We start from the raw sequence: 22,133 nt of genomic DNA, 5'->3' as shown, positions 1-22,133 counted from the left end.
CGAAGATGACGGGGGACGCGACACCTGCCGAGAGTACGGAGTCGACGCGAGGAGAGACCGGTGGCCCGACGGAGGACCAGCAGACCGCGGACCGACGATCCGGGGACCGGCTGGCGGGAGACTCGGGGACCGACAATCCGGAGCCAGGAGACCCGCAGGCCGGGGATCGGGAGACCGCCGGCGAGGGCGGCGGGATGACTCGCCGGTCGTTCGTCCGGGCGGCCGGCGGCACCGCCGCGGCGGCCGGGGCGGCCGCTGCGGTCGGCGCCGACGAGGCGGCGGCGCAGTCCGAGACCTACCGGTTCGGCGGCGAGGTGGCGGCGTGGCACGGCCGGGCGCCGGCGGCCATCGAGGGCCAGGACAACCCGACCATCGAACTGGAGGCCGGCACCGAGTACGAGTTCTGGTTCGAGAACATCGACGGCGCGCCCCACAACATCACGATGCAGGACTCGGAGGGCAACACCATCGCCCAGAGCTCGCTCGTCTCCAGCGAGGGGGCCACCGCGTCGGTGACGTTCACGGCGACGCCCCAGATGACCCAGTACATCTGCACCATCCACCCGACGACGATGGTGGGCGACGTCGAGGTGACCGGCGAACTCGAGGGCGGCGGTGGCGGCATCCCGACCCGGATGCTGGTGCTGGCCGCCGGGGTCGTGCTCGCGTTCATCTCGCCGCTGCTGTTCGCGCTCTTCCTGTTCTCGCGGGACCGCGAGGCGGGCGGGGAAACGACGGCCCGACCGTAGTCAATCCGCGGTTGTCGCGATTCAACGACCGCCGACCCCGCGTGGCATTATTGCGCTCCGGGACGCACCCGGACCCATGAGAGTCACCGCGCTCGCAGTCGTGGCGGCGGCGATGCTCGCCGCGACCGCGGCGACCCCCTCCGCCCCCGCGCTCGCCCAGGAGCAGGAGGGGACGGTCGTCGGTCGCCCCGACCTGGAGCTCTCGGCGACCGACAACCGGTTCGGCGCGGGCGAGCAGGCTACCCTCGAGGTGTTCGTCTCGAACAGCGGCGACCTCGACCGGGGCGGACCCGCCGAGTACGAACGGCGGGTGACGACCGCCCGGAACGTGCGCCTCGACGTCGACGAGTCGCGGATGAGCGGCCGGCTCGCGCGGAACGTCGAGGTCCAGACGGGTACGGTCTTCGCCGGCTCGGTCCCCGAAGGCGTCTCCGGCCCGTACGCGTTCAATCTGGAGATCGCCGACTCGCTCTCGCCCGGCACGTACGAGCTCCCGGTCGAGGTGAGCTACGACTACACCAACTTCGTGCGCTACGGCCCGGGGCGGGCCCCCGAGTACGGCGACGCCTCGCGCTCGACCACGGCATACGTCACCGTCGTCGTCGAGGACCAGCCCCGGTTCGCGATTCGAGCGCAGAACCTCACGCGCGTGACCGCGGGCGACACGACGACCTACCGGCTGAACCTGACGAACACCGGGACCCAGCCCGCCGTCGACGCCCAGGTGACCCTCTCGGCGGCGAACTCGTCGGTGTTCTTCGGCGGGGGCGAGGCGCCCCAGCAGCGGACCAGCGTCTTCGTCGACCGGCTCGACCCCGGCGCTTCTCGGACCTTCGAGGTCACCGTTGGCGCGTCCGCCGACACCGCGCCGGGGACGTACCTCGCCAACGCGGTGGTGGCCTACGAGACCCCCAACGGCGTGTCCGGGCGGTCGAAGGGGCTCACCTTCGGGGTCGCGGTCGGCACCGAGCAGACGTTCGCGCTCCGGGGCGTCGACGGCTCGCTCCGGGTCGGCGACGCGGGGCTGGTCACCGGCCGGGTGGAAAACACGGGCGATACGAACGTCTCGGACGCCGTGGTGGTTCTCGCGAGCAACGAGACCGACCTCCGGCCGCGCTCGACCGAGGTCGCGGTCGGCCGGCTCGCTCCGGGCGAGTCCGCCGACTTCAGCTTCCGCATCGACACCGCGAACACGACCGACCCCGGCCCGAGGCAGGTGTCGTTCCGGGTCCGGTACCGGAACGCCGAGGGCGAGACCCGGCGGAGCGACCCCATCGACGCCCGCGTCGCGGTCGCCCGCGAGCAGAGCTTCGCGGTGAACGCGACCGCGACCGGCCTACAGGTCGGCGACCGGGGGACCGTCTCGGGCACCGTGGTCAACACCGGCGAGACGAACGCTTCCGACGCGGTGGTCGTCCTGCGAACCGAGGGGACGACGCTCCAGCCCCGGACCACCGAGTTCGCGGTCGGGACGCTCGCGCCCGGCGAGTCCGCCGACTTCAGCTTCGACGCCGCGGTGCCGAACGACACGGATCCGGGCGTCCGGCAGGTGTCGTTCCGGATTCGGTACCGGAACGACCAGGGCGAGACCCGGGTCAGCGACTCGCTGCCGGCCAGCGTCCGGGTCGGCGCCGAACAGACGTTCCGGGTCGAGGACGTGACCGGCGACCTCCGGGTCGGCGACGCGGGCGACCTCGTCGGCGAGGTGGTCAACGCCGGCGACCGCCCGGTCTCGAACGCGGTCGTGGTGCTCCGGACGAACAACCCGACGCTCGACCCGCGCGAGACCGAGTACGCGGTCGGCAGGCTCGCCGCCGGCGAGTCGGCTCCCTTCGAGTTCACGGTGGACGTGACCGGCGACGCCGAGGCCGGACCGCGCCAGGTGTCGTTCCGGGTCCGGTACCGGAACCGGGAGGGCGACCTGCGGCTGAGTGACAGCGCGGACGCCCGGGTCGAGGTCGCCGAGGACGTCGACGAGTTCCGGGTCGAGCCGGTCGAGGCGACCCTCCCGGCCGGCGACTCGACGGTCGTCGCGTTCCGGGTGACCAACGCCGCGAACGAGACGCTCCGGGACGTGGAGGCGAAGCTGTTCGCCAGCGATCCGCTGTCGACCGACAACGACGAGGCGTTCGTCTCGCGACTCGAACCCGACGAGTCGACGGTCCTCCGGTTCGGCCTCGGCGCCGCCGGCGGCGCGATCCCCAAGACCTACCCGGTGTCGGTCGACTTCACGTACGAGAACGCGCGGGGCGATACGGTGCTGTCGGACACGTATCGGGTGCCGATAGAGGTGGTCGAACCCGAGGGCCGGGGGCTCCCGCTGCCGACCGGGGGCGTCGCGCCGGTCCTGCTCGGCCTCGGGGCCGTGGTCGTTCTCGGCGCGGTGGTCTGGTGGAAGCACGAGGCCATCGCCCGACTGCTGTCCTGAGTCGGCGTCGACCGATAGGGGTGCGGAGGTTCAGACGACGGCCCTCCCGCTCGGGCCGCCGCGAACACTCTTGTCGGTCGCGACCGAACGTCCGGCCCGGATGGGGGATTCGAACGCGCGGCTGACGCACCGAGAGCGGACGGCTCTCGCCGTCGGCGTCGCACTGTTCGTGGCAGCATCGTCTCTAACGGCGGCGTCGCTCGGGGCGGTAACGTCGCTCGCGACGGAGAAACCGACGAGGACGGTGGAATCAGCGGCCGCCTTCGATCCGGTTCCGGCGTCGCAGGCGGCGGACGACAACCGGTCGTCGCCTGAGTACGACGCGACCGTCTACCGGGACGTCGCCGGACAGGTGGCGACCGAGGACGGCACCGTGACCGTCCGAGGGAACGCGACCGGAACCGACGCGGTGCTGGCCGTCCTCGTCGACCGCCGCGGCCGGGTCGTGACGGAACTCGTCTCGGTCGACGACAGGGCGTTCGAGGAGGACGACCTCGCGCTCGTCACCGACGACGGGACGCCGCTCAGCGAGGGCCGCGTCGTGGCGACGGTCCTCTCGCCGGGCCGTGACGGGCTGGTCGGGGACGGCGAGATATCGGGTGTCACCCGGGCGGACCTCGGGGACTTCGAGACGGCGTTCCGCGACATCGTGGGCCAGCGGGTGGCGAATCGGACTATCTCGCGGACCCAGCGACAGGTGGTGGAGCTCTTCTACGACCAGACCGTCGAGGACGCCGGCAGCGACGACCTCCTGCTGGCCGAGGAGTTCGTCTACACCGACGGACGGACCACCATCGAGCGCGTCCTCCCGGCGTCGGCGCTCGACGGGACCGGGCCGGTCGAACCGATCAGGGCCGGCGACACGGTGGTCGTCCGGGGGCTCACGAACCTCCGGCCCGACGACAACACGATATTTGTCGAGGTGACCGAGGGGCCGAGCGCCGACGCGTTCGACTTCGGTGCGACCGACACGTGGGGGACCGACGGCGTCTGGCAGGTCGAACTGAACGCCACCGGTGTCGAACCCGGGACCTACACGGTCGAGGCCGATGACGGCGACGACTCGGACAGCTTCGTTGTCCGCGTCCTTCCGCGGGAGGGCGAATCGGCAGCGAACCGCACGGCAGGCGTGCGTTCGCAGAGCGACGTCCGCGGTTGAACGCGACAGTACGCTCGTCGTCTGTCCGCGCGCGAGCACGGGAACCGGCAAACGTAGTTGTGTGATTATTCGGGTGAATCTTCTGCCCCAGCAGCGGCCGTAATTCCCGATGTCGATTCCGGTAACGAACGCCCGACTACGTGATGTGGTCAGTTACCCGCGCTACCCGCTGACCATCGCCCCGCTAGCCGGAGCGTCCGCTGACAATCGACTGATAACGGCCTATAAGTGGTTGCGAGCGAGCGTCTGTTCCGGCCGGGAACCGATAATTCGGGAAATTTTACAGTTCAGTTGGCTTACCCTAACCTGACGTTCACCGTACAGTTATATTTCCGATATATCTGGCAGGTCCCACTGCGCCGAAATCGGCCGTAACGGGGAGTCCTGTCCGTATTTCTCCGTCGGAGAGTGACGTAGAGACAGCGAGTGACCGAATCCCGGAGTGAGCAAATTCCGACACTACTCTCGGCCTATCTCCGGTCCAGTTCGCATATATTCTCGGCCTATGGGGGTAATCGGGGTTACTCAGAGTCAGTCAGCCGTGGACCCGTCGTATTAGGGCATACCTAGGACCTCCGCTCGAAAACGTTCAACCCGCTTTATACCCGATTCTGGCGTCCACTTTCCCCGAGGTGAAACACGCGAGCAAGCAGGAGGCGGTGAGTACGATTTGACGAACACGGACGGCAGGATGGGGGGTACCGTCAGCAGAACAGCGATGCGGTACGGAATTTCGCACTAGCGAAACGAGACAAACAAAATGAATACACGATTAACGAGAAATAAATCGAGTGCGCTCGTACTTACGGCACTGATGGTGCTCTCGACGATCGCGATGTCGGGGGCGGTCCTAGGTGCCGACGTACAGCGCGGGGGCGAGCAGCCGACGTTCGATCCGGGGGTCGGCGGACCGAACGACGTCGTCGTCTCCCAGCAGAAACCGGTCGTCTTCCAGGGTGAGGACGACATCGACTTCATAACCGAGAACGGCCAGGAGATCAATCCCTCGAACCTCATCGGGGTCTCCGGGAACGCGGAGGGCATCCCGCTCGAATCGCCCATCCCGGAAGACCAGGAGCTCGGTCAGTACGCCATCGACGGTCGGGCCGCGAACATCGGCGTCACGGTCCAGACGCCGCGCGTGACCGACCTCGAGGTGTTCAACGAGCGCGGCGTCGACGTCGAGGGGTCGACCGTCCAGGAGGACGAGACCCTCCTCATCAGCGCCGAGTGGAACTTCCAGCGCGCTGAGGACCTCTCGCTCGAGGTCACCGACGAGGACGGCAACGAGATCACGGGCGACGTGCTCACCGAGGTCGGCCAGCTCTCGGACCAGCAGCGCGAGCGCCTCCAGGGCCCCTACGCCCAGAACCCCGCGCTGGTCGCCAACCCGGGTCAGCGCGGTACCGAGACCGGTATCGAGTACCTGCAGGGACTCGGTCAGCTCAACGAGACCGAAGGACCCACGCAGGACCTCGACGCGGCCTACTGGGCCATCGACCTGAGCGACCAGAACGCCGGTGACTACACCATCACGGTCGAGGGCTGGGACAACCTCGACTACGGGGCCGCGACCCGGTCGACGGTCGTCTCGGTGACCGGCGACGAGAACGTCGTCCTCGACCTCGAGACTGACGACGCGACGCGCGGCGAGAACGTCCGCTACACCATCCGCGGCTCGGCCGCCGGCGCGACCCACTTCGTCACCATCGAGGACACCGACTTCCGGAACAACCAGGTCGACGAGCGCGTCTTCCGCGACGTGGAGGACACCATCGACCGCGGTAGCCTCGACACCAACGACGACGGGAACGCCGACCTCGCGTGGGCGCAGGTCGAGGTCGACGACGACACCGGCCTCGGCGTCGGACAGATAGACACGACGTACCTCGACGACACGAGCGTGGACGTCAACCTCTACGAGGCCGACCAGAACCTCTCGGAGATCGCCGACGACGTCGGCGACACGGAGGACGACCTCTCGCTCGACATCTCCGAGGGCGAGCTCAACGTCGACAGTCCGGCCGGCACCTACATCGCCGGGCAGGAAATCGACGTGCGGGGGACGGCCGCACCCGGCGTGGACGACGTCGCGGTCTACGTCCGCGACCAGGGCGACTGGGAACTCGTCGACATCAACGAGGACGGCGAGCTCAGCCAGCAGGACTTCATCAGCGTCGACGCCGACGGCGAGTGGGAGGAGCGCGACGTCACCCTCTCGCAGGCCAACGACATCCTGAGCATCCCCGGTCGCTACCGGCTCGGGGTCGTCGAGGCTGTCGACGTGGCCCAGAACGGGAACGTCGCCGAGACGCTGTCGACGTCCGACTTCAGCAGTGCGACCAGCGAGCAGACTTCCATCATCGTCACCGAGCCGACGCTCGGCGGCGGCGGTAACGCCTCGCTGGCGGCGACCTTCGGCGCGGGTTCGCCGATGGCGCTCCAGGACCAGGAGAACAACACGACCCAGCCGGAGGCCGAGCCCACCCGGAACCCGACGTGGGTCTTCCGCACCTACAACGAACAGGTCGCCGTCGAGGACGGCACCGTCGAGGTCACGGGCGTCGCGCCCGGTCTCGACGAGGTGCTGGTCGTGATGATCGACTCGCGCGGCCGCACCGTCACCGAGACGGTGAGCGTCGACGACAACGACGTCTTCGAGGAGGACGACATCGAGCTGGTCACCCGCGAGGGCCGGCAGCTCAACGAGGGACAGATCAGAGGCATGGTCATCGGCCTCGGTCGGGACACCGTCGTCGGTGACGGCGTCCTGCCCGGCGTCGACGACGCCGACCTCGCCTCGCTCGAGTCGTGGATCGCGAGCTTCGGCGCCGGTCTGACCCAGGAACAGGTCAGCGAGCGGATCACGGACGAGACGACCGACGAGGCGGGCAGCGACGACCTGACGCTCACCCAGACGTTCCGGTACGCCGACGCGGCGACGTCGGTGTCGGCCATCCTGCCGCAGGCCCAGGCCGACCAGCCGGTGACGCCCGGGTTCCAGACGCAGGTCCAGCCCATCGAGGTCGGCCAGGACATCGCCGTCCGGGGGCTGACCAACCGGCGGCCCGACGACAACACCATCACTGTCGAGGTCATCGACGGCCCGAGCGCGAGCGAGTTCGACTCGGCCGCGACCGACGAGTGGGGCCGGAACGGCGTCTGGTCGGTCAACCTGAGCGCTCAGAACGTCGAGCCCGGTACCTACACCCTCGAGGTGGACGACGGTGACAACACCGACATCGTCCAGTTCGAGGTCGTACCGGCGGGCCAGCAGGACGAGACGACTACGACCACTACGACCGAACAGACAGACCAGGCAGGTAACGAGACGACCACGACGACCGCAGAGGGAAATGAGACGACCGCGGCGGGGCAAGATGACGGCGACGTAGGCGAGGAGACGACCGCCGCCGCGGGTAACCAGACCCAGGACGTAGCACAGGCAGGACACACGCTCGAGATCCGGACCGAGGGTGAGTCGCTGAACTACACCATCTCGTTCGCCGGCAACGTTCAGGCCGTCGACGACCAGGTCGAGGAGACCGACGAGGTCCGGGACGACGGCACCGTGACCGGTCAGGTCACCGGTGACGACGCCGACGTCTACGAGTTCGTCGGCCAGGTCCTCGACGTGTCGGCCGAGGGCGACCTCACCAACGCGGTGTTCGTCCTCGACGGCGAGGAGATCGAGCCCGGAGAGCTCACGAACACCACCGCGAGCAGTTCCGCGGCGGTCGCTCCGGCGGTCGGCGGTTCGGCGTAACCCCGCCGGCTCTCGAGCAGAATCGACGCAGTTCTTTTTTGCTACTCCGCCTCTCGAGCGACGGCTCCGTCGGCCGCGTCGAGCGACGCGCCCGGGCCGAGGTACCGCGCCCAGACGGCGAGCACCGACGGGAGGACCGCGAGCGACGCGACGTAGGAGTAGACCACGCTCAGCGCGGTGAGCAGGCCGAACTGGCCGATAGCCGGGAACACTGCGAGCACGAGCACCCCGATGCCGAAGACGGTCGTGAGGACGCTGCCGGTCAGCGCGCCGCCCGTGCCGGTGATGGTCCGCGAGAGCGCGGCACGGGGGTCGCTTCCGCCGGGCGAGTCGGACCGGCCTGCGGACGCCGGCGATTCGTCCGACCCGGCTCCTGCTTCCAGTTCGTCGACGAACCGGTGGACGACGTGGACCGAGTAGTCGATGCCGAGTCCGATGGTGATGGCCAGGACGGTCGCGGTGAAGGCGTTGAGCGAGATGCCGACCGCGCGCATGGTGGCCGCGAGCGCCGCGACCGTCACCACGATGGGAATCAGGTTCGCGACGCCGAGCGAGGGCCGGCCCACGAGGATACCGTAGACCAGGACCAGGAAGACCGCGGTGCCGGCGAGCGCGACCGCGAGGCTGACGATGGCCGACTCGAAGATGAGGTCCGCGATGGCCTGGAACACCACGATGTCGCCCGTGGCGACGGCCTCGTACCGGTAGCGGTCGGCGACCGTTCGGGCGTCCTCGGTGACCTCGGCGGGGTCGGCGTCGGCCTCGACCGCGTAGACCACGCGGGCGCTCCGGCGGTCCTCTGCCAGGTACTGACTCGCGAGCGCGGCGTACTCCGAGTCGAACAGCGCGTCGTAGATCGCTCCGAGGTCGTCGTCGGGGACCCCGTTGCCGTCCCGGTCGTTGCGCGCGACCAGCCGGGCGAACTCGGGGTCGGTGGCGGCCAGCGACCGGACGACGGTCACGATGCTCCGCTCGCTGGCGCGGCCGTCCTCGACGACGAACGTGTCCGGCGGGTCCGCGCCGGCCCGGTGGACGGTCTCCAGGGCGGTGTCGCGGGTCATCGGCGCCTCGACGTAGACGACGACCTGCTCGTCCTCCCCGGTCTCGAAGTTGTCCCGGAGGAAATTGATATCCCGCGTGACGGTGTACTCGTTCGGCCTGAACGGTTCGGGCAGCGCCCGGAGGTAGCCGGGCGTCTCCGCGGGCGGGAGGAACTGCTCCTCGCTGAAGGAGGTGTCCACCCCGGTCGCGTAGCCGGTCGCGCCGGCCGTGAGCGCCGCGGTCACCACGAGGAAGACGATCGGCGCGCGCCGGGCGACGACGACCCCGCCGGTCAGCGCCCGACCCAGCGCCGAGTCTTCGGAGCCGAGCGGTCGCTGGCTGAACGTCGGGATCGGGTAGCGCTCTCGGGCGCGGTCGAGCAGGACCTTGGCCGCCGGGACGGAGACGCCGAAGATGAGCGCCGTGAAGACGATGCCGACGCTGGCGACGACGCCGAAGTCCCGGATGGGTCCGATCGCGCTGGTGAGGTTCGAGGCGAACCCGATGACCGAGGTGGCGGTGACGATGAAGAAGGCGACGAGCAACTGGTCGGTCGCGCGCCGCATCGCGGCCCCGACGAGGTCGTCGCCGGGTCCGGCGGCCGTTTCGCCCGCGACCAGCGCCTCGCGGTCCTCCCGGTAGCGGTTGACCGCGTGGATACCGAAGTCGATGCCGACCGCGAGCAGGAGCGGCGGGACCGCGATGAGCAACTGGTTGAACGCGATGCCCGCGAACCCCATGAAGCCGAACGTCCAGATGATGGCCATCACGAGCGCGGCGACGCCGACCAGCAGGTCCGCGAGGTCGCGGTACGCGACGAGGAGGAAGACGACGATGAGAATCGCGGCGGCCGGGACCACGATGACGAGCGTGTCGCCGATGACGCTCCCGAACTCGTCGGCGATTATGCCCGCGCCGAACACCCGGACGTCGCCGCCGACCGAGGCCGCAACTCGCTGCATCTGGCGCTGGATGGGCGTCAGCGGGTCGGTTCCGGTCGACCCCTCGTCGGCGAGCGCCGGGACGGCGTGCTCGACGAGCGAGACCGACGCGGACGCGCGAGCCGACACGGGATTGAAGTCCTCGCTCAGCAGGGTCCGGAAGGCCGGATTATCGCGGGCGGCGGCCCGGACCGCGGCATCGACGCGCGCGGGCGAAGCACGCTCGACCGCGCGGAGTTGCTCCTCGGGGGTGGTGGCGTTCGGGTCGAGCGTGCGCGCGACGACGCTCGCGGGGCTCGTCGTCCCGACGATCCGGAGTTCGGTCCGGTCGTCGAGTCGGGAGAGCAGCGTCAGCATCCGGGTCAGGCCGCGCTTCGAGACGACGTTCTCGCCGGTGTGGACGAGCTGGGTCGTGGTCGTGGCCGGGCCGAAGGGCGACTCGAACTCCCGGTCGACCGCCTCCAGCGCGGTCTGCTCGGGCACGTCCTCGGCGAAGCTCTCGGTGCCCGACTCAGTGGAGACCTGGAACGCGCCCACCGCGAAGACCGCGGTCACGATGAGGAAGGCGGCGACAACCCGGCCCGGTCGCTCCACGATGCGGTCGTCCAGCCAGTCGATGACGCGCTGGTAGTCGAGTGCCACTGTCGAGTCCCCGTCCCCGTTCTGCACTACCCGACCGGCGGAGTACGGGGAGCGTAGGACGCCGAGCAGGAAATAGCCGAGGGTGGGTAGCGACGGAGCGTCGAGGATGTCTCGGACTGTCGTTCCTACGTGCTCTCTCAGGAACGGAGATCGCGTTCCGCGGGAGGCGGTAGCGTTCGAACCCTCGCTAGAAGAACCGCCGGACGTTCCAGTACATCCCGGACAAGAGGTTCCGAGCGTCCCTGACCGGCGAGAGGCCGGCGTCGGGGTCGTCCGCCGGCTCGAACTCCGAATCGAGCGTTTCGGGAGCGACGTGCCGGAGTTCCCCGGTGTGCGCGCGCCGACCGTCCTCGTCGGTGACCCGGAGCAGTACAACTCCCCTGGTCGCACCCACGACGCGGTAGACGCCGGGAGTGAGGGGCACTCCTTCGGCGTCGCGGATTCTGTCTGCCGGCCGGTAGTGTTCGCCGACTTCGACCATCTGTGGTTCCTCGTGGGGCGTCGGTATTCTGTCGAGTACCGAATAGATGCGGATTTTGGGGTGAGTGAGCTTCGGAGTCGGGGTTGTGGAAGCCGCTCTGGTTACAGTCCAAACCAGTTGCAGTACCGCGAGCGAACGCAGTGAGCGAGCGGGGTTTTTTGGTCCAGATTTTTTCGAGGAGGGTGACCGCAGCGAGCGACTGAAAGGAGCGAGCGAGGACACCCGACGAAGAAAAAGGTGGTCTCTAGAGGTAGTCCTTCACGCTCGCGTGGACGCCCATCGACTCGAACGTCTCCTCGAGCGCGTCGAGCACGACCGCGAGGTCCTGCTGGAGGTCGTACTCCCGGTACTTGCCGCCGGCCGACCCCTCGTTTATCTCGGTGACGTTGAGGATGCCGAGCATGGCGAGGTCGTCGAGGTGCTCGCGGAGCCAGCGGGCCGTGAGCGGACTCTTACCGGCGGCGTCGGCCAGCGACTTGTAGCGGGTGTAGATCTCGCGAGAGCGGGCCGGGGTGTCGCCCTCGGCTTCGAGCGTGGCGAGGGCGTAGACGACGAGCCGCTCGTGGTCGTTGAGGTCCGCGATGCCGCGGGCGACCTGCTCGCGCTCTAACAGTTCGCGGCCGCGGCGGACGTGCTGCTCGGTGACCTCCTCGTCGTTCTCCTCGCGGGCGAGGTCGCCGGCCTTCAGCAGGAGGTCGAGCGCCTTCCGGGCGTCGCCCGACTCCTGGGCGCCGAACGCGGCGCAGAGCGGGACCACGTCGTCGGTCAGCACGTCGTCCTTGAACGCGACGTTCTTGCGCTGTTCGAGCACCGCCCGGAGTTCGTTGGCGTCGTACGTCGAGAACGAGATGGCCCGTTCGCAGAGCGAGGAGCGGACCTTCGGCGAGAGCGAGTCGCGGAACGTGAGATCGTTGCTGATGCCGATGAGGCCGATGCGGGCCTCGGTGAGGTTCTCGTTCTCGCGGGCCCGCGAGAGCTGGTAGAGAATGGAGTCGTCCTTGAGGTGGTCGATCTCGTCGAGCACGATGAGGATGATGCCGCCGTAGTCGTCGAGCTCCTCCCACATCAGGTCGTACACCTGCGAGCGCGAGTAGCCCGTCTCGCTGATGTGGTTCGAGGGGTTCCGCATCGTGTTGACCAGGTTGCTGGCGACCCGGTACGAGGAGTTGAGCCCGTCGCAGTTGATGATCTCGGTCCGGACGTCGAGGTCGTCGTACTGCTCGGCGTTGTCCTCGAGCTTGTTCAGGAGAAAGCGCGTGGCCGCGGTCTTGCCCACCCCGGCCTTGCCGTAGAGGAAGATGTTGTCGGGCTGCTCGCCGTAGATGGCCGGCTGGAGCGCGCCGTGATACTCGTCCAGTTCGTCGTCGCGGCCCACCAGCGTGTCGGGCGTGTAGTCGTCCAGCAGCGCCTCGCGGTTGGTGTAGGGTGAGTACTCCCTGACGAAGTCGAAAGAGCCCATCGTGTTCGGGGCGGAATCGAGGCGGAGGTATGAAGCTGTCGAAACCACCCGTTCCGCTGATTCCGCTGTTTCATCTGAGCGAATCGTTTATGAAACACCCCCACCCCGCCGTTCCGCTGAATCCGCCGCGCGGTGGGGAGGGGTGGCCACGAGACCGCTCTAGAAGAGGAAGCTTCTTGTCCTAGTCCTCGAAACCACATCCGCATACCCGTCAAAATAGTCTATTTCGACTCGACAGTCCGAGAAGGAATCCGGTTCGCGCGACCGGACGACACCCACCCACCCGCCCCGAATGCCGGTTCAGCGGAACCGTGGGGTGGGGGAATTTATAAAGGAATCCGGACAGATGAAACAGCGGAAATGGTGGTTGGCGGTGGCACGGGTGTTGGTCACGTCCGGTGACGCCGCATCTCCGTACCGGCTGTTTCAAAACGGTCGTGTTAAGTTTGGCATGAGTTGTGCCAGACGGCGAAGGCTTGCAACCACGATTCAGCTGTTTCTATCTCAGTGTTGCGGAATGCATTCGCAAACGATGAGGTTCGTCGTTTTACCTCGCGGAAGACACGTTCAGCGCGGTTCCGATTTCCATGGCGAACATACTGAAATCGGAGCCCTAGCCGGGTCAGCGCCGTGTGAAGATGCTGCGCTCCATCGACCAGAAACGTGGCTTGCTCGACCTGCTGTTTCTCGCGGAGTTCTCTCAAGAACAGCACCGTGAGTTGAGTCGTAAGTGTCTGAAACAACCGTACATGGAGGAATTCGTTCGTTGCGGGATTGACCGCGGCGTACAGCCAACACCGTTCACCATTGACCCGAATCACCGTCTCGTCTACTGCAATCTGATTCGGAACTGAATCGCTAGTCGGCTGTAGATCGGCTTTCTGCACCCAGTTGTGGATCACGGTGCGACTCCGTTCGACACCCAACTTTTCAAGTTCTCGTTTGGTATTCGAGAGTGAAAGTCCCGCCAAGTGGAGGCGAATACCTACTTCAATCGCAGGCTGGGGTGTCCGTTCTCGCTCCACAAACGCCAAGTCGATCCACGGACTAGAACCACTGAGGCGGTCGTTTTTGGTCATAGGACAACCGAAGCACGACCGCCTCACTCTTAACTGAACACGGCCTTCAAAACGACCCGAATATTTTTATCGAATCGCTCGCTCCACCTGCCTGTGGACGAGGACCTCCGAGGCGTCAGCGGGGCGGTGTACCTCCCCCAGAAGGACTGGAACGCCTACCAGATGTGGGCCGACTACCGGAACGACGTCGTCGAGCGCGACCTGGGATACGCGTCCGGAATCGGACTGAACAGCCTCCGCGTCCTCGCGTCCTACGAGTACTGGCGGGAAGACGGCCCCTCCTTCTTCGCGCACGTCGAACACTTCCTCACCGCCTGCGAGGCGCGGGACATCCGCCCGCTCGTCGTCCTGTTCGAGGCCCCGCCCGAGGACCCGCCGAGCGAGGAGAACCTCCGCGCCACCGACCCGAAGCGCGCGTTCGGCGTCCACTCGCCCTCCCGGCCGGAGATACTCCAGCCGCGCAACTGGAAGGGGTACGACCGGTCGCCGATCCACTTCGCCCGCCGGTGGGCCCAGGAGTACGCCGGCGACGGCCGACTGCTCGCCACCGAGATCATGAACGAACCCGGAGACGTCCAGCCTCGGCGGGACTTCGTGACCGACGCGCTCCGAACCGTCAGGACGGCGGCGCCAGACGCCCCGCTCACGATGGGAACCAGGGACGTGCGGTACGCCCGGTACTACGACTGCGAGGCGCTCGACGACCTCCCCGGCCTCGACGCCTACCAGTTCCACATGAACCTCCCGAAGCGACCGGCCGAGGCCTACGAGTACGTGACCGAGCAGCGCGCGCTCGCCGACGAGATCGCCGCGGAGGCCCGAGCAGAGCGGAGTGACAGTTCAGAATCGCATGTCCCCCTCTGGTGCACCGAGTGGCAGCGCACCCTGGAGGAGCCGCCCTCTCGGTTCGCGCCGAACCTCGCCAGCCTCGCGCCGACCGTCCGGAAGGCCCACGCCGAGGGGAAGATCGACGGCGACTACTTCTGGAGCCTGATGCTCCGGCCGGCCTACCTGCGGAGACCCCGCGAGAAGGGCCGGGTCAACGGGCTGTTCCACGCCGACGGCGCGGTCTACTCCCGGGCCGACGCGGAGGTGCTGGCCGGCCGCCCGCTCGCGGTCCCGGACCGCCACGCCCTGCCGGCGTCGTGGAACGCCCACCGGTTCCCGTATCCGGGACCGATGGCCGACGGGCCGATCCGGTCGGCGGACGCGACTCAGTCCGACGGGGGCGCCCCCGACGGCTCACTCCGGTCCGGCCTCCGGCCGGACGACGCCGAGACCGCCGACGCCCCCGCACCGGTCGCGGACGGTCCGACCCTCATCCGCGACCTCCACGAGACGATGGTCGACCGTCTCAAGGACGCGCTCGGACTCGACTCGCGCAGTAAGTAGGGGACGACCGAGGAACGGGCCACTCCAGCAAAAATCGAAAACGGAGAATACGGAGAATCGAAAGCGGAAAACCGAAACCTGAGGACGGAATCCGCGAGCGCCGGCCTCAGAGGATGATGCTCTTCTGGCGAACCATCTCCTGGATGGTGTCGTGAAGGCCCTGGCGGCCGATGCCGGAGGCCTTGTTGCCGCCGAACGGGATGTCGCCGAGACCGTGGCTCGGCGCGCCGTTGATGCGGACCGCGCCCGCGTCCAGCCGGTCGCTCAGGTCCATCGCGCGGTCGTAGTCCTTGGTGAACACGGCGGCGTCGAGCGCGAGTTCGCCGCGGTTGGCGATCTCGACCGCCTCGTCCTCGGTCTCGAAGGTCGTGACCGCCGCGACCGGGCCGAACTGCTCCTCGTGGACGATGCGGGCGTCGTGGGGGACGTTCGCCAGCAGCGTCGGCTCGAAGTGGATGCCGTCGCGCTCGCCCCCGCGCACGAGGTCGGCGCCCTTCTCGACCGCGTCCTCGACCAGTTCCTCGACCCACTCGGCCTGGCCCTCGTTGATGAGCGGCCCCATCGTGGTGTCCTCGTCGAAGAGGTCGCCGGGCTGCCAGCCGTCCATCTCGGCCTCCAGTCGGTCGACGATCTCGTCGTGGACCGACTCGTGGGCCAGCACCCGGCTGACCGCCGAGCACCGCTGGCCGGCGTACTTGAACGAGCCCTTGGCGCACGCGCCGGCCACCTCCGAGAGGTCCGCGTCGGGGAAGACGACCGCGGGCGCGTTCCCGCCGAGCTCCATGTGGAGCTCGACCATCCCGCTCTCCTTGGCGACGTGCTTGCCGGCCGCGCTGGAGCCGGTCATCGCCACCATGTTGATGCGGTCGTCGCCCGCCAGGACGTCGCCGATCCGGCTCGCGCTCCCGGAGACGAAGTTGAACGCGCCGCTCGGAATCTCCTCGACCTCAGAAATTATGTCCGCCAGGATAGCCGCACTGACCGGCGTGTCGCTGGCGGGCTTGAGGATGACCGAGTTACCGGTCGCGAGCGCGGGCGCGACCTCCAGCGCCGTGGTCGCGAGGGGGTAGTTGTACGGCGTGATGGCCAGCACGGTCCCGATGGGCTCGTGCTTGACGATGGCGTTCCAGCCCTCGTGGCCCGCCGTGGTGCCCTCGCGGAACTCGCCCTTCATCGCGCGGATCTCCTCCTTCGCCCGGCGGAACCGCTCGGCCGCGCTCTCGACCTCGCCGCGGGCCGACGAGACGGGCTTGCCGGCCTCCCGGACGACGACCTCCGCGAGCTCCTCCTTGCGGTCGAGCAGCCCGTCGGCGATCTGGTCCATCCACGCGGCGCGCTGGGGGATGGTCGTCTCGCGCATCGCCGCCTGGGCCGCCTGTGACGCCGCGAGCGCCCGGTCGGCCAGTTCGGGGCTGGCGGCCGCGACCTGCGCGAACGTGCCGCCGTCCGCGAGGTCGGTGACTTCGAGCACGTCGTCGGCGTCGAGCCATTCGCCGTCGATGTAGAGACGTTCCCGACGCTGGAGTGGTTGTTGGGACATACGCAACCCTTTGCGCTCCGCGGATAAAATATTTACTCACGATTGGATTAACGATGATTCCGATACCCGGCCCTGCGCGAATCGGCGACTTCGTCCTCCCCGAGCCACTCCGGCGACGTCCTCCCCGAACCCCTCCGGCGACCGGACCGCTTTTCTCCCGGGGCTCCGAGCCTGCTGACGTGACTGACGCCGAGTCCTCGGTCGGACCGCCGACCGTCGCGGCCTGCCAGATGGCGGTCACCGACCTCGACGTGCCGGCGAACGTCGACGCCGTCTGCGAGCGCGTCCGCGACCTCCCGCCGGCGGTCGACGTCGCCCTGTTCCCCGAGTACGCGCTGACCGGCTTCGTCGCCGACGGGCGCGTTCGCGAGGCCGCTCTCTCGCGCGACGGCGACGCACTCGCCCGGCTGGGCGACCTCGCGGCCGACGCCGGCTGCGGCCTCCTCGTCGGGTTCGTCGAGGAGGCGAGTGGGTGTGAATCGACCTGCTACAACGCCGTCGCCTACCTTCACCCTGACGGCGACCGGACGGTGTACCGGAAGCGCCACCTCTGGGCCGACGAGCGCGAGGTGCTCGCTCCGGGCCGCGAGCGCGTCACGGTCGAGACGCCGGTCGGCACGACCGGACTGCTCACCTGCTACGACCTCAACTTCGTCGGCGAGAGCGCGGCCTTCGCCGTTTCGGAGGTGGACGCCCTCTTCGTAGTGGGCGCGTGGCCCGCCGCCCACAGCCAGAACTGGAAGCTCCTGCTCCGCGCCCGGGCGCTCGACGGGGTCCGCTGGGTCGTCGGCGCGGGCCGGACCGGTCGGAAAACGGTCGGCGACCCCACCGCGTACGCCGGGCGCTCGCGGGTCGTCAGACCGGACGGGAGCGTCCAGGCCGGCCTGAACCGCGGCGAGCGCGACCTGGTGGCCGACCTCGACCCCGCGGTGCTCGCGGAGTGTCGGGAGTTCATCCCGGTGTTCGAGTGAAGCAGAATATCGGTTCTGTCCGCTCGACTACTTCGGGTGTTTTCCCGATTGAGGCTAGCTACTGCCGTTACCAGTGAATTTCCGCACAGCACCGCAACCGCCGACCTCACCCCTCCCCAGCCTCGGCGGCCGCCTGACCGCGGCCGCCTCCCTCGCGCGCATTGGCGGACCACGAGGGTCCGCCAGCGCGCGCCGTTTCTGGAACGACGAGCAGGCGCACATCTTTCCGACAGACGACACCCCGCGAACAGCCTTAAGCGGCCGCCGGTGGTACCCGGTTGCGGGTGACCACGAACGTGAGCGAACAGCGGCAGGTACTCCAGCGGGCGGGCACCGTCGAGGACAACCCGGTCCGGTTCGACGCCCAGAAGGCCGGCCAGATGGTCGAGGCGCTGAACGCCGACCTCGCGGCGACCTACGTCCTCTACCACCAGCTCCGCAAGCACTCCTGGAGCGTAAACGGACTCCGGGCCGCCGACCTCCGGCGGTTCTTCGACGACGCGGCCGTCGAGGCCGAGCGCCACGCCGACGCGCTGGCCCGCCGCATCGGCGCCGTCGGCGGCGTGCCCGTGAGCGGGCCGGCGGCGTTCGAGCGCCACAGCCCCGTCCCCTTCGAGGGCGAGGACGTCTACGACGTCCGGTCCTCGCTGTCGAGCGACCTCGACGCGTACGGCGACCTCATCGAGAGCGTGAGCAGCCACATCGAACTCGCCGAGAGCCTCGGCGATCACGCCACCGGAACCGTCCTCCGCGAGCAACTGGTCGACCTCGAAGCCCGCGCCCACGCCATCCACGGCTTCCTCGCGCCCGACGCGGCGGCGCGTCGGTGAGTCGCCGAGTCCGGTCCGCTACCCCCGTACCGCCGCCCGATTTTCGCAGGTGATAACGCGCGAGAGGTTTATTACGCGAGGGTCGGTCAGTTCGAACCAGCGCCGATGGTGTCGAAAGCGTTCTTCACGGGCTCGAAGTACCTCGTCGAAGAGAACGACGGGCGACACGACTACGTCCGGTACGACGGAGAGCGATTTCTGGCGGCACTGTCGGCGACTGGTCAGAAGGTCGTCCGAGCGCCGTTCGGTTCCGAGGAACTCTCCTCGGGCGGTCAGGCCGAGTCTGCCGCGGCCGAGGCCGCCGACGAGGCGAAGGCCGCGTATCTGAAGGCGCTCGTCCGGGTCAACGAACGCTACTTCGCGGCCCGGGAGTACGAGGACGACGCCAAGGGGAAGTATCTCAAGCACGACGAGCGCGCGGAGCGACGGTTCCGGATCCAGACCGCCGAGCGACTGGGCGACTGCGTGGACGACCTCCGCGCGGTACTCTCGGCCCACGACCGGCTGGTCGAGACCGCCGACGAGGCGGTGGGCCGAACGACGTCCGAGTCCGACCGCGACCGGGCCCGCTCGGCGGTGCAGTCGACGCTGCTCGCCTGCACCGACCGGGTCGTCAGCGACGGCTGGTTCCCGATCATCGAGTCGTACTACTACAGCCTCAGCCCCGGCGAACTGGTGGCCGAGGACAGGGAACGACGCAAGCAGCGCATCGAGGGCACCGAGGAGTCCCGGGGCATCCGGGAACTGCTCGCCAAGCCGCACTTCACGCGGCTCGGGAGGCGCGACCTGCGCCGGATCCGGCGGATAAACCGGGAGTCGCCCGGTTCCGACGCCCGGGTCTGGAAGCGCCTGCTCGACACGTACCCGTGGTACGTCGGTCGAGAGACCGAGCAGGCCGTCACCGCCCGCAGCGAAGCGGAGGGGTAGCGACGCCTCCGGGGGCGAGGGCGTTGCGACACCTCGGGCGACGATATCGACAGGGAGAGCAGTCGCAACGCCGGCGGACGTCGCGGCTACCGAGGAACTGCGACCACGGCAGAACAGTCGCGATTACAGGGGAAGCCAGTCGGTCGTGATGTCGGGGTCGGCGAGGTGCCAGCGCTGTTCGAGCCCCTCCTCGCCGTACTGGACCTCGACCACCGCGTCGAACAGCGCCTCGACGGACTCGACCGCCTCCGAGTCGTACGCGACCGGCAGGTGGTAGTGGGCCATCCCGTCGAACCGCTCGACGGTCTCGGTCATCCCGAGCAGGAACCGGCGGACGTCCCTGTCGTCGTAGTCGGCGATCAGCGGCGTTATCGAGTCGAAGCAGAGCCGGAGCTCCGCGGGCGAGAACCCCTCGACCCCGGGATCGAACCGCTCGACGGCGGCCTCGACGGTCTCGCCGAGTTCCCGGAGGTCGCCGCCGTCGACGCGAACCCATTGAATCGACCGGTCGTCGGCGTTCGGTCGGTCGCCGGTACTCCGGGCGACGCCGGCCGCGCTCCCCCGCACGTCGGCCGGCCAGTCCACGACGACGGCTTCCTCGTCGGCCTGCCCAGATTCGATTCCGCCGAGTTTCGACCGGACCGTCGCCGGTCCGGCGTCGGTCGTCACGAACAGTCGGTACCGTCGGCCGGCGCTCGACTCGCCCAGCAGGCGGACGCAGGCCGCGTCGAGTCCCTCGGCGCCGACGAGCAGGATGTTGCTCCCGTTGCGCTTCAGGTCGGCCAGCCGATGGCGAAACCGCGCCGCCGACCTGTTCCCCCTTCGTTCCTCCCCGGACATTGATTCACCAATAACGTCTATCTGTACAATAAGTGTTTCGAACATGTGAAAGGCCGACTCCGAGGCCTCGGCAAGAACCGTGGGCGAGCCGAGGCCTTTCGGGTCCGCGGTGCCGAGTGGGAGGCGATGACCGACCACCTGTTCAGTCCGCTGGAGATCCGAGGGACGACGGTCCGGAACCGGGTCGCCGTATCGCCGATGTGCCAGTACTCCTGCGACCGGGACGGCCTGGCCACCGACTGGCACGAGGTCCACCTCGGGAGCCGGGCCACCGGCGGCGCTGGCGTCGTGATGACCGAGGCGACCGCCGTGGAACCGCGAGGTCGCATCACGCCGAACGACCTGGGCATCTGGAGCGACGACCACGCCGGGGCGCTCGCTCCGATCGCGGAGTTCATCGCGGAGCGCGGCGCGACGCCCGGCATCCAGCTCGCCCACGCCGGCCGGAAGGCCAGCAAGACCCGACCGTGGGAGGGGAGCCGCCCACTCGGCCCCGACGACGGCGGCTGGGAGACCGTCGCGCCGAGCGCGAACCCCTATCCGTACGGCGAAGCGGCCGACGACGGCGAGACCGTCGAACCGGCCGCGACCCGGAAGATGGACCGCGAGGACATCGAGGCCGTCAAAGGGAGCTTCGTCGCGGCGGCCGAGCGCGCGCTCGACGCCGGCTTCGAGATCGCGGAGGTCCACGCCGCCCACGGCTACCTGCTCCACGAGTTCCTGTCGCCGGTCACGAACCGCCGCGACGACGAGTACGGCGGCGACTTCGAGGGCCGGACCCGGCTGGTCCGGGAGGTCGTCGCGGCGGTCCGGGAGGTCTGGCCCGGCGACCGCCCCGTCTTCGTCCGGGTCTCGGCGAGCGACTGGCTGCCCGACCGCGAGTCGTGGACCGTCGAGGACACCGCCCGCCTCGCGCCGCTGCTCGCCGAGGCCGGCGCGGACCTCGTGGACGTGAGTTCGGGCGGTATCCATCCCGACCAGCAGATTCCCCAGACGGGACCGAACTACCAGGTGCGGTACGCCGAGCGCGTGGGCGAGGCGACCGAGGCGCTCGTCGGCGCGGTCGGCGGCATCACCGAATCCGCGCAGGCCGACGCCCTGATTCGCAACGACCGCGCGGATCTCGCCATCGTGGGCCGGGAGCACCTCCGGGACCCCTACTTCGCGCTCCACGCCGCCGAGGAACTCGGGATGCAGGACGAGGTCGAGTGGCCGGTCCAGTACCGGCGGGCGGCGGAGTGAACGGCCAGCGCTCCCCGACCCGCTCGGCCGCCCCGCCGAAGGGTTGAGGGGGCGAGCGCTCCACCTCCGAGACATGGGAGAGCCAGGGTTCGAGGAACTGCAGGAGCGGGCGGCCGACGCGGTCGCCGACGACGAGCTCGTCTCGGTGTACGCCGGACTCGTCGGCGAGGACGGCGGGCGCGAGTACTACTTCGGCAACGACACCGAGGACGGCGAGAAGCTCCGGGAGACGGCCGCGGTCCAGTTGGGGATGATGGTCCGGGTGCTCGCGGACCGCTCGGAGAGCACCGTCGAGGAGCTCACCGACCTCGCGGCGGAACGCGCCGAGCAGATGGAACTTCGGTAGACGGCGACGCCGCCGGCGCCCGTGGCGAGCGGCCGAGGCGCGAACACCTGACCGCCGGCCCGAAGCGATAACACCGGTCGAACGGCAAGCCCGCACGTGTCAGACCAACCCATGGAGCCGACCCGCGGCCGGACCCTCGGCGCGGCGGCGGTCCTGCTCGCGGCAGTCGGCGGCGTACTGTTCTGGCAGTGGCGCAGGCGAGCGCCGCTCGCTCGGTGGTATCGACGCAGGAAGCGCAAGGCCGACGCGGAGCGCGACGGCCCGAATCCCCAGCGCGAACCCGGGACCGACCCGCTGTAA

Annotated in this window: 17 protein-coding genes; 11 read left to right on the top strand and 6 right to left on the bottom strand. The window is 68.8% G+C overall.

The window, feature by feature from the left end; all coding sequences use genetic code 11:
* The first annotated feature begins 5 nt into the window (after positions 1-5).
* The 4 genes from DVR07_RS06455 to DVR07_RS06440 all read left to right on the top strand — a co-directional run bounded on the left by DVR07_RS06455 (position 6) and on the right by DVR07_RS06440 (position 8,102).
* Positions 6-749 carry a cupredoxin domain-containing protein gene (locus tag DVR07_RS06455; protein WP_115795917.1) on the top strand — a complete coding sequence of 248 codons (744 nt, stop codon included), beginning with the start codon at positions 6-8 and terminating at the stop codon, positions 747-749.
* A 76-nt stretch (positions 750-825) separates the two neighbouring features.
* Positions 826-3,177: a COG1361 S-layer family protein gene (locus DVR07_RS06450; RefSeq protein WP_115795916.1), complete on the top strand. Its 2,352-nt coding sequence runs from the start codon at positions 826-828 to the stop codon at positions 3,175-3,177.
* A 244-nt stretch (positions 3,178-3,421) separates the two neighbouring features.
* Positions 3,422-4,336, top strand: a complete 915-nt coding sequence (locus tag DVR07_RS06445) for a hypothetical protein (protein ID WP_162829462.1) — start codon at positions 3,422-3,424, stop codon at positions 4,334-4,336.
* Positions 4,337-5,150: 814 nt separating this feature from the next.
* The gene (locus DVR07_RS06440) at positions 5,151-8,102 is read left to right on the top strand and encodes a hypothetical protein (RefSeq protein WP_115795914.1); all 2,952 of its coding nucleotides are present in this window, start codon (positions 5,151-5,153) and stop codon (positions 8,100-8,102) included.
* Positions 8,103-8,143: 41 nt separating this feature from the next.
* On the opposite strand, the gene DVR07_RS06435 is transcribed toward DVR07_RS06440, so the two are convergent.
* The 4 genes from DVR07_RS06435 to DVR07_RS06420 all read right to left on the bottom strand — a co-directional run bounded on the left by DVR07_RS06435 (position 8,144) and on the right by DVR07_RS06420 (position 13,745).
* A complete protein-coding gene (locus tag DVR07_RS06435; protein ID WP_115796318.1) occupies positions 8,144-10,726 on the bottom strand; it encodes an efflux RND transporter permease subunit in 2,583 nt (860 codons plus the stop codon).
* Between the two features lie 187 nt (positions 10,727-10,913).
* Positions 10,914-11,207, bottom strand: coding sequence for a hypothetical protein (locus DVR07_RS06430; protein ID WP_115795913.1), 294 nt, complete (start codon positions 11,205-11,207; stop codon positions 10,914-10,916).
* A gap of 244 nt (positions 11,208-11,451) precedes the next feature.
* The gene (locus DVR07_RS06425) at positions 11,452-12,666 is read right to left on the bottom strand and encodes a Cdc6/Cdc18 family protein (RefSeq protein ID WP_115795912.1); all 1,215 of its coding nucleotides are present in this window, start codon (positions 12,664-12,666) and stop codon (positions 11,452-11,454) included.
* Between the two features lie 440 nt (positions 12,667-13,106).
* A complete protein-coding gene (locus DVR07_RS06420) occupies positions 13,107-13,745 on the bottom strand; it encodes an IS6 family transposase (protein WP_115795911.1) in 639 nt (212 codons plus the stop codon).
* Between the two features lie 93 nt (positions 13,746-13,838).
* On the opposite strand from DVR07_RS06420, the gene DVR07_RS06415 reads away from it, so the two are divergent.
* The gene (locus DVR07_RS06415; protein ID WP_115795910.1) at positions 13,839-15,137 is read left to right on the top strand and encodes a cellulase family glycosylhydrolase; all 1,299 of its coding nucleotides are present in this window, start codon (positions 13,839-13,841) and stop codon (positions 15,135-15,137) included.
* Between the two features lie 106 nt (positions 15,138-15,243).
* On the opposite strand, the gene DVR07_RS06410 is transcribed toward DVR07_RS06415, so the two are convergent.
* On the bottom strand, positions 15,244-16,677 hold the full coding sequence (locus DVR07_RS06410; protein ID WP_115795909.1) for an aldehyde dehydrogenase family protein: 1,434 nt from the start codon (positions 16,675-16,677) through the stop codon (positions 15,244-15,246).
* Between the two features lie 179 nt (positions 16,678-16,856).
* Between DVR07_RS06410 and DVR07_RS06405 the strand changes: the two genes are divergently transcribed.
* From DVR07_RS06405 to DVR07_RS06395, 3 genes are all read left to right on the top strand, one after another.
* The gene (locus DVR07_RS06405) at positions 16,857-17,648 is read left to right on the top strand and encodes a carbon-nitrogen hydrolase family protein (protein WP_240318856.1); all 792 of its coding nucleotides are present in this window, start codon (positions 16,857-16,859) and stop codon (positions 17,646-17,648) included.
* Between the two features lie 296 nt (positions 17,649-17,944).
* Positions 17,945-18,478 carry a DNA starvation/stationary phase protection protein DpsA gene (gene dpsA, locus DVR07_RS06400; protein WP_115796317.1) on the top strand — a complete coding sequence of 178 codons (534 nt, stop codon included), beginning with the start codon at positions 17,945-17,947 and terminating at the stop codon, positions 18,476-18,478.
* A 105-nt stretch (positions 18,479-18,583) separates the two neighbouring features.
* Positions 18,584-19,405 carry a hypothetical protein gene (locus DVR07_RS06395; protein ID WP_115795907.1) on the top strand — a complete coding sequence of 274 codons (822 nt, stop codon included), beginning with the start codon at positions 18,584-18,586 and terminating at the stop codon, positions 19,403-19,405.
* A gap of 123 nt (positions 19,406-19,528) precedes the next feature.
* Here DVR07_RS06395 and DVR07_RS06390 read toward each other — a convergent pair whose 3' ends face one another.
* A complete protein-coding gene (locus tag DVR07_RS06390; protein WP_115795906.1) occupies positions 19,529-20,245 on the bottom strand; it encodes a DUF7504 family protein in 717 nt (238 codons plus the stop codon).
* 126 nt (positions 20,246-20,371) lie between these two features.
* Between DVR07_RS06390 and DVR07_RS06385 the strand changes: the two genes are divergently transcribed.
* The 3 genes from DVR07_RS06385 (at position 20,372) to DVR07_RS06375 (ending at position 22,133) form a co-directional block, all read left to right on the top strand.
* On the top strand, positions 20,372-21,487 hold the full coding sequence (locus DVR07_RS06385; protein ID WP_115795905.1) for an NADH:flavin oxidoreductase/NADH oxidase: 1,116 nt from the start codon (positions 20,372-20,374) through the stop codon (positions 21,485-21,487).
* Positions 21,488-21,560: 73 nt separating this feature from the next.
* Positions 21,561-21,833, top strand: coding sequence for a hypothetical protein (locus DVR07_RS06380; protein ID WP_115795904.1), 273 nt, complete (start codon positions 21,561-21,563; stop codon positions 21,831-21,833).
* 96 nt (positions 21,834-21,929) lie between these two features.
* Entirely contained in the window at positions 21,930-22,133 is a 204-nt protein-coding gene (locus tag DVR07_RS06375) for a hypothetical protein (RefSeq protein WP_162829461.1), read from the top strand.

The organism is Halorussus rarus, assembly GCF_003369835.1.
Classification (GTDB): Archaea; Halobacteriota; Halobacteria; order Halobacteriales; family Haladaptataceae; genus Halorussus; species Halorussus rarus.
This window is presented reverse-complemented; position numbering and strand designations above follow the sequence as displayed.

Coding starts and splice junctions, on each gene's coding strand:
- DVR07_RS06455 (WP_115795917.1), top strand. CDS start 6: ATGACGGGGGACGCGACACCTGCCGAGAGTACGGAGTCGACGCGAGGA.
- DVR07_RS06450 (WP_115795916.1), top strand. CDS start 826: ATGAGAGTCACCGCGCTCGCAGTCGTGGCGGCGGCGATGCTCGCCGCG.
- DVR07_RS06440 (WP_115795914.1), top strand. CDS start 5,151: ATGGTGCTCTCGACGATCGCGATGTCGGGGGCGGTCCTAGGTGCCGAC.
- DVR07_RS06430 (WP_115795913.1), bottom strand. CDS start 11,207: ATGGTCGAAGTCGGCGAACACTACCGGCCGGCAGACAGAATCCGCGAC.
- DVR07_RS06425 (WP_115795912.1), bottom strand. CDS start 12,666: ATGGGCTCTTTCGACTTCGTCAGGGAGTACTCACCCTACACCAACCGC.
- DVR07_RS06420 (WP_115795911.1), bottom strand. CDS start 13,745: ATGACCAAAAACGACCGCCTCAGTGGTTCTAGTCCGTGGATCGACTTG.
- DVR07_RS06410 (WP_115795909.1), bottom strand. CDS start 16,677: ATGTCCCAACAACCACTCCAGCGTCGGGAACGTCTCTACATCGACGGC.
- DVR07_RS06395 (WP_115795907.1), top strand. CDS start 18,584: ATGGTGTCGAAAGCGTTCTTCACGGGCTCGAAGTACCTCGTCGAAGAG.
- DVR07_RS06390 (WP_115795906.1), bottom strand. CDS start 20,245: ATGTCCGGGGAGGAACGAAGGGGGAACAGGTCGGCGGCGCGGTTTCGC.
- DVR07_RS06385 (WP_115795905.1), top strand. CDS start 20,372: ATGACCGACCACCTGTTCAGTCCGCTGGAGATCCGAGGGACGACGGTC.
- DVR07_RS06380 (WP_115795904.1), top strand. CDS start 21,561: ATGGGAGAGCCAGGGTTCGAGGAACTGCAGGAGCGGGCGGCCGACGCG.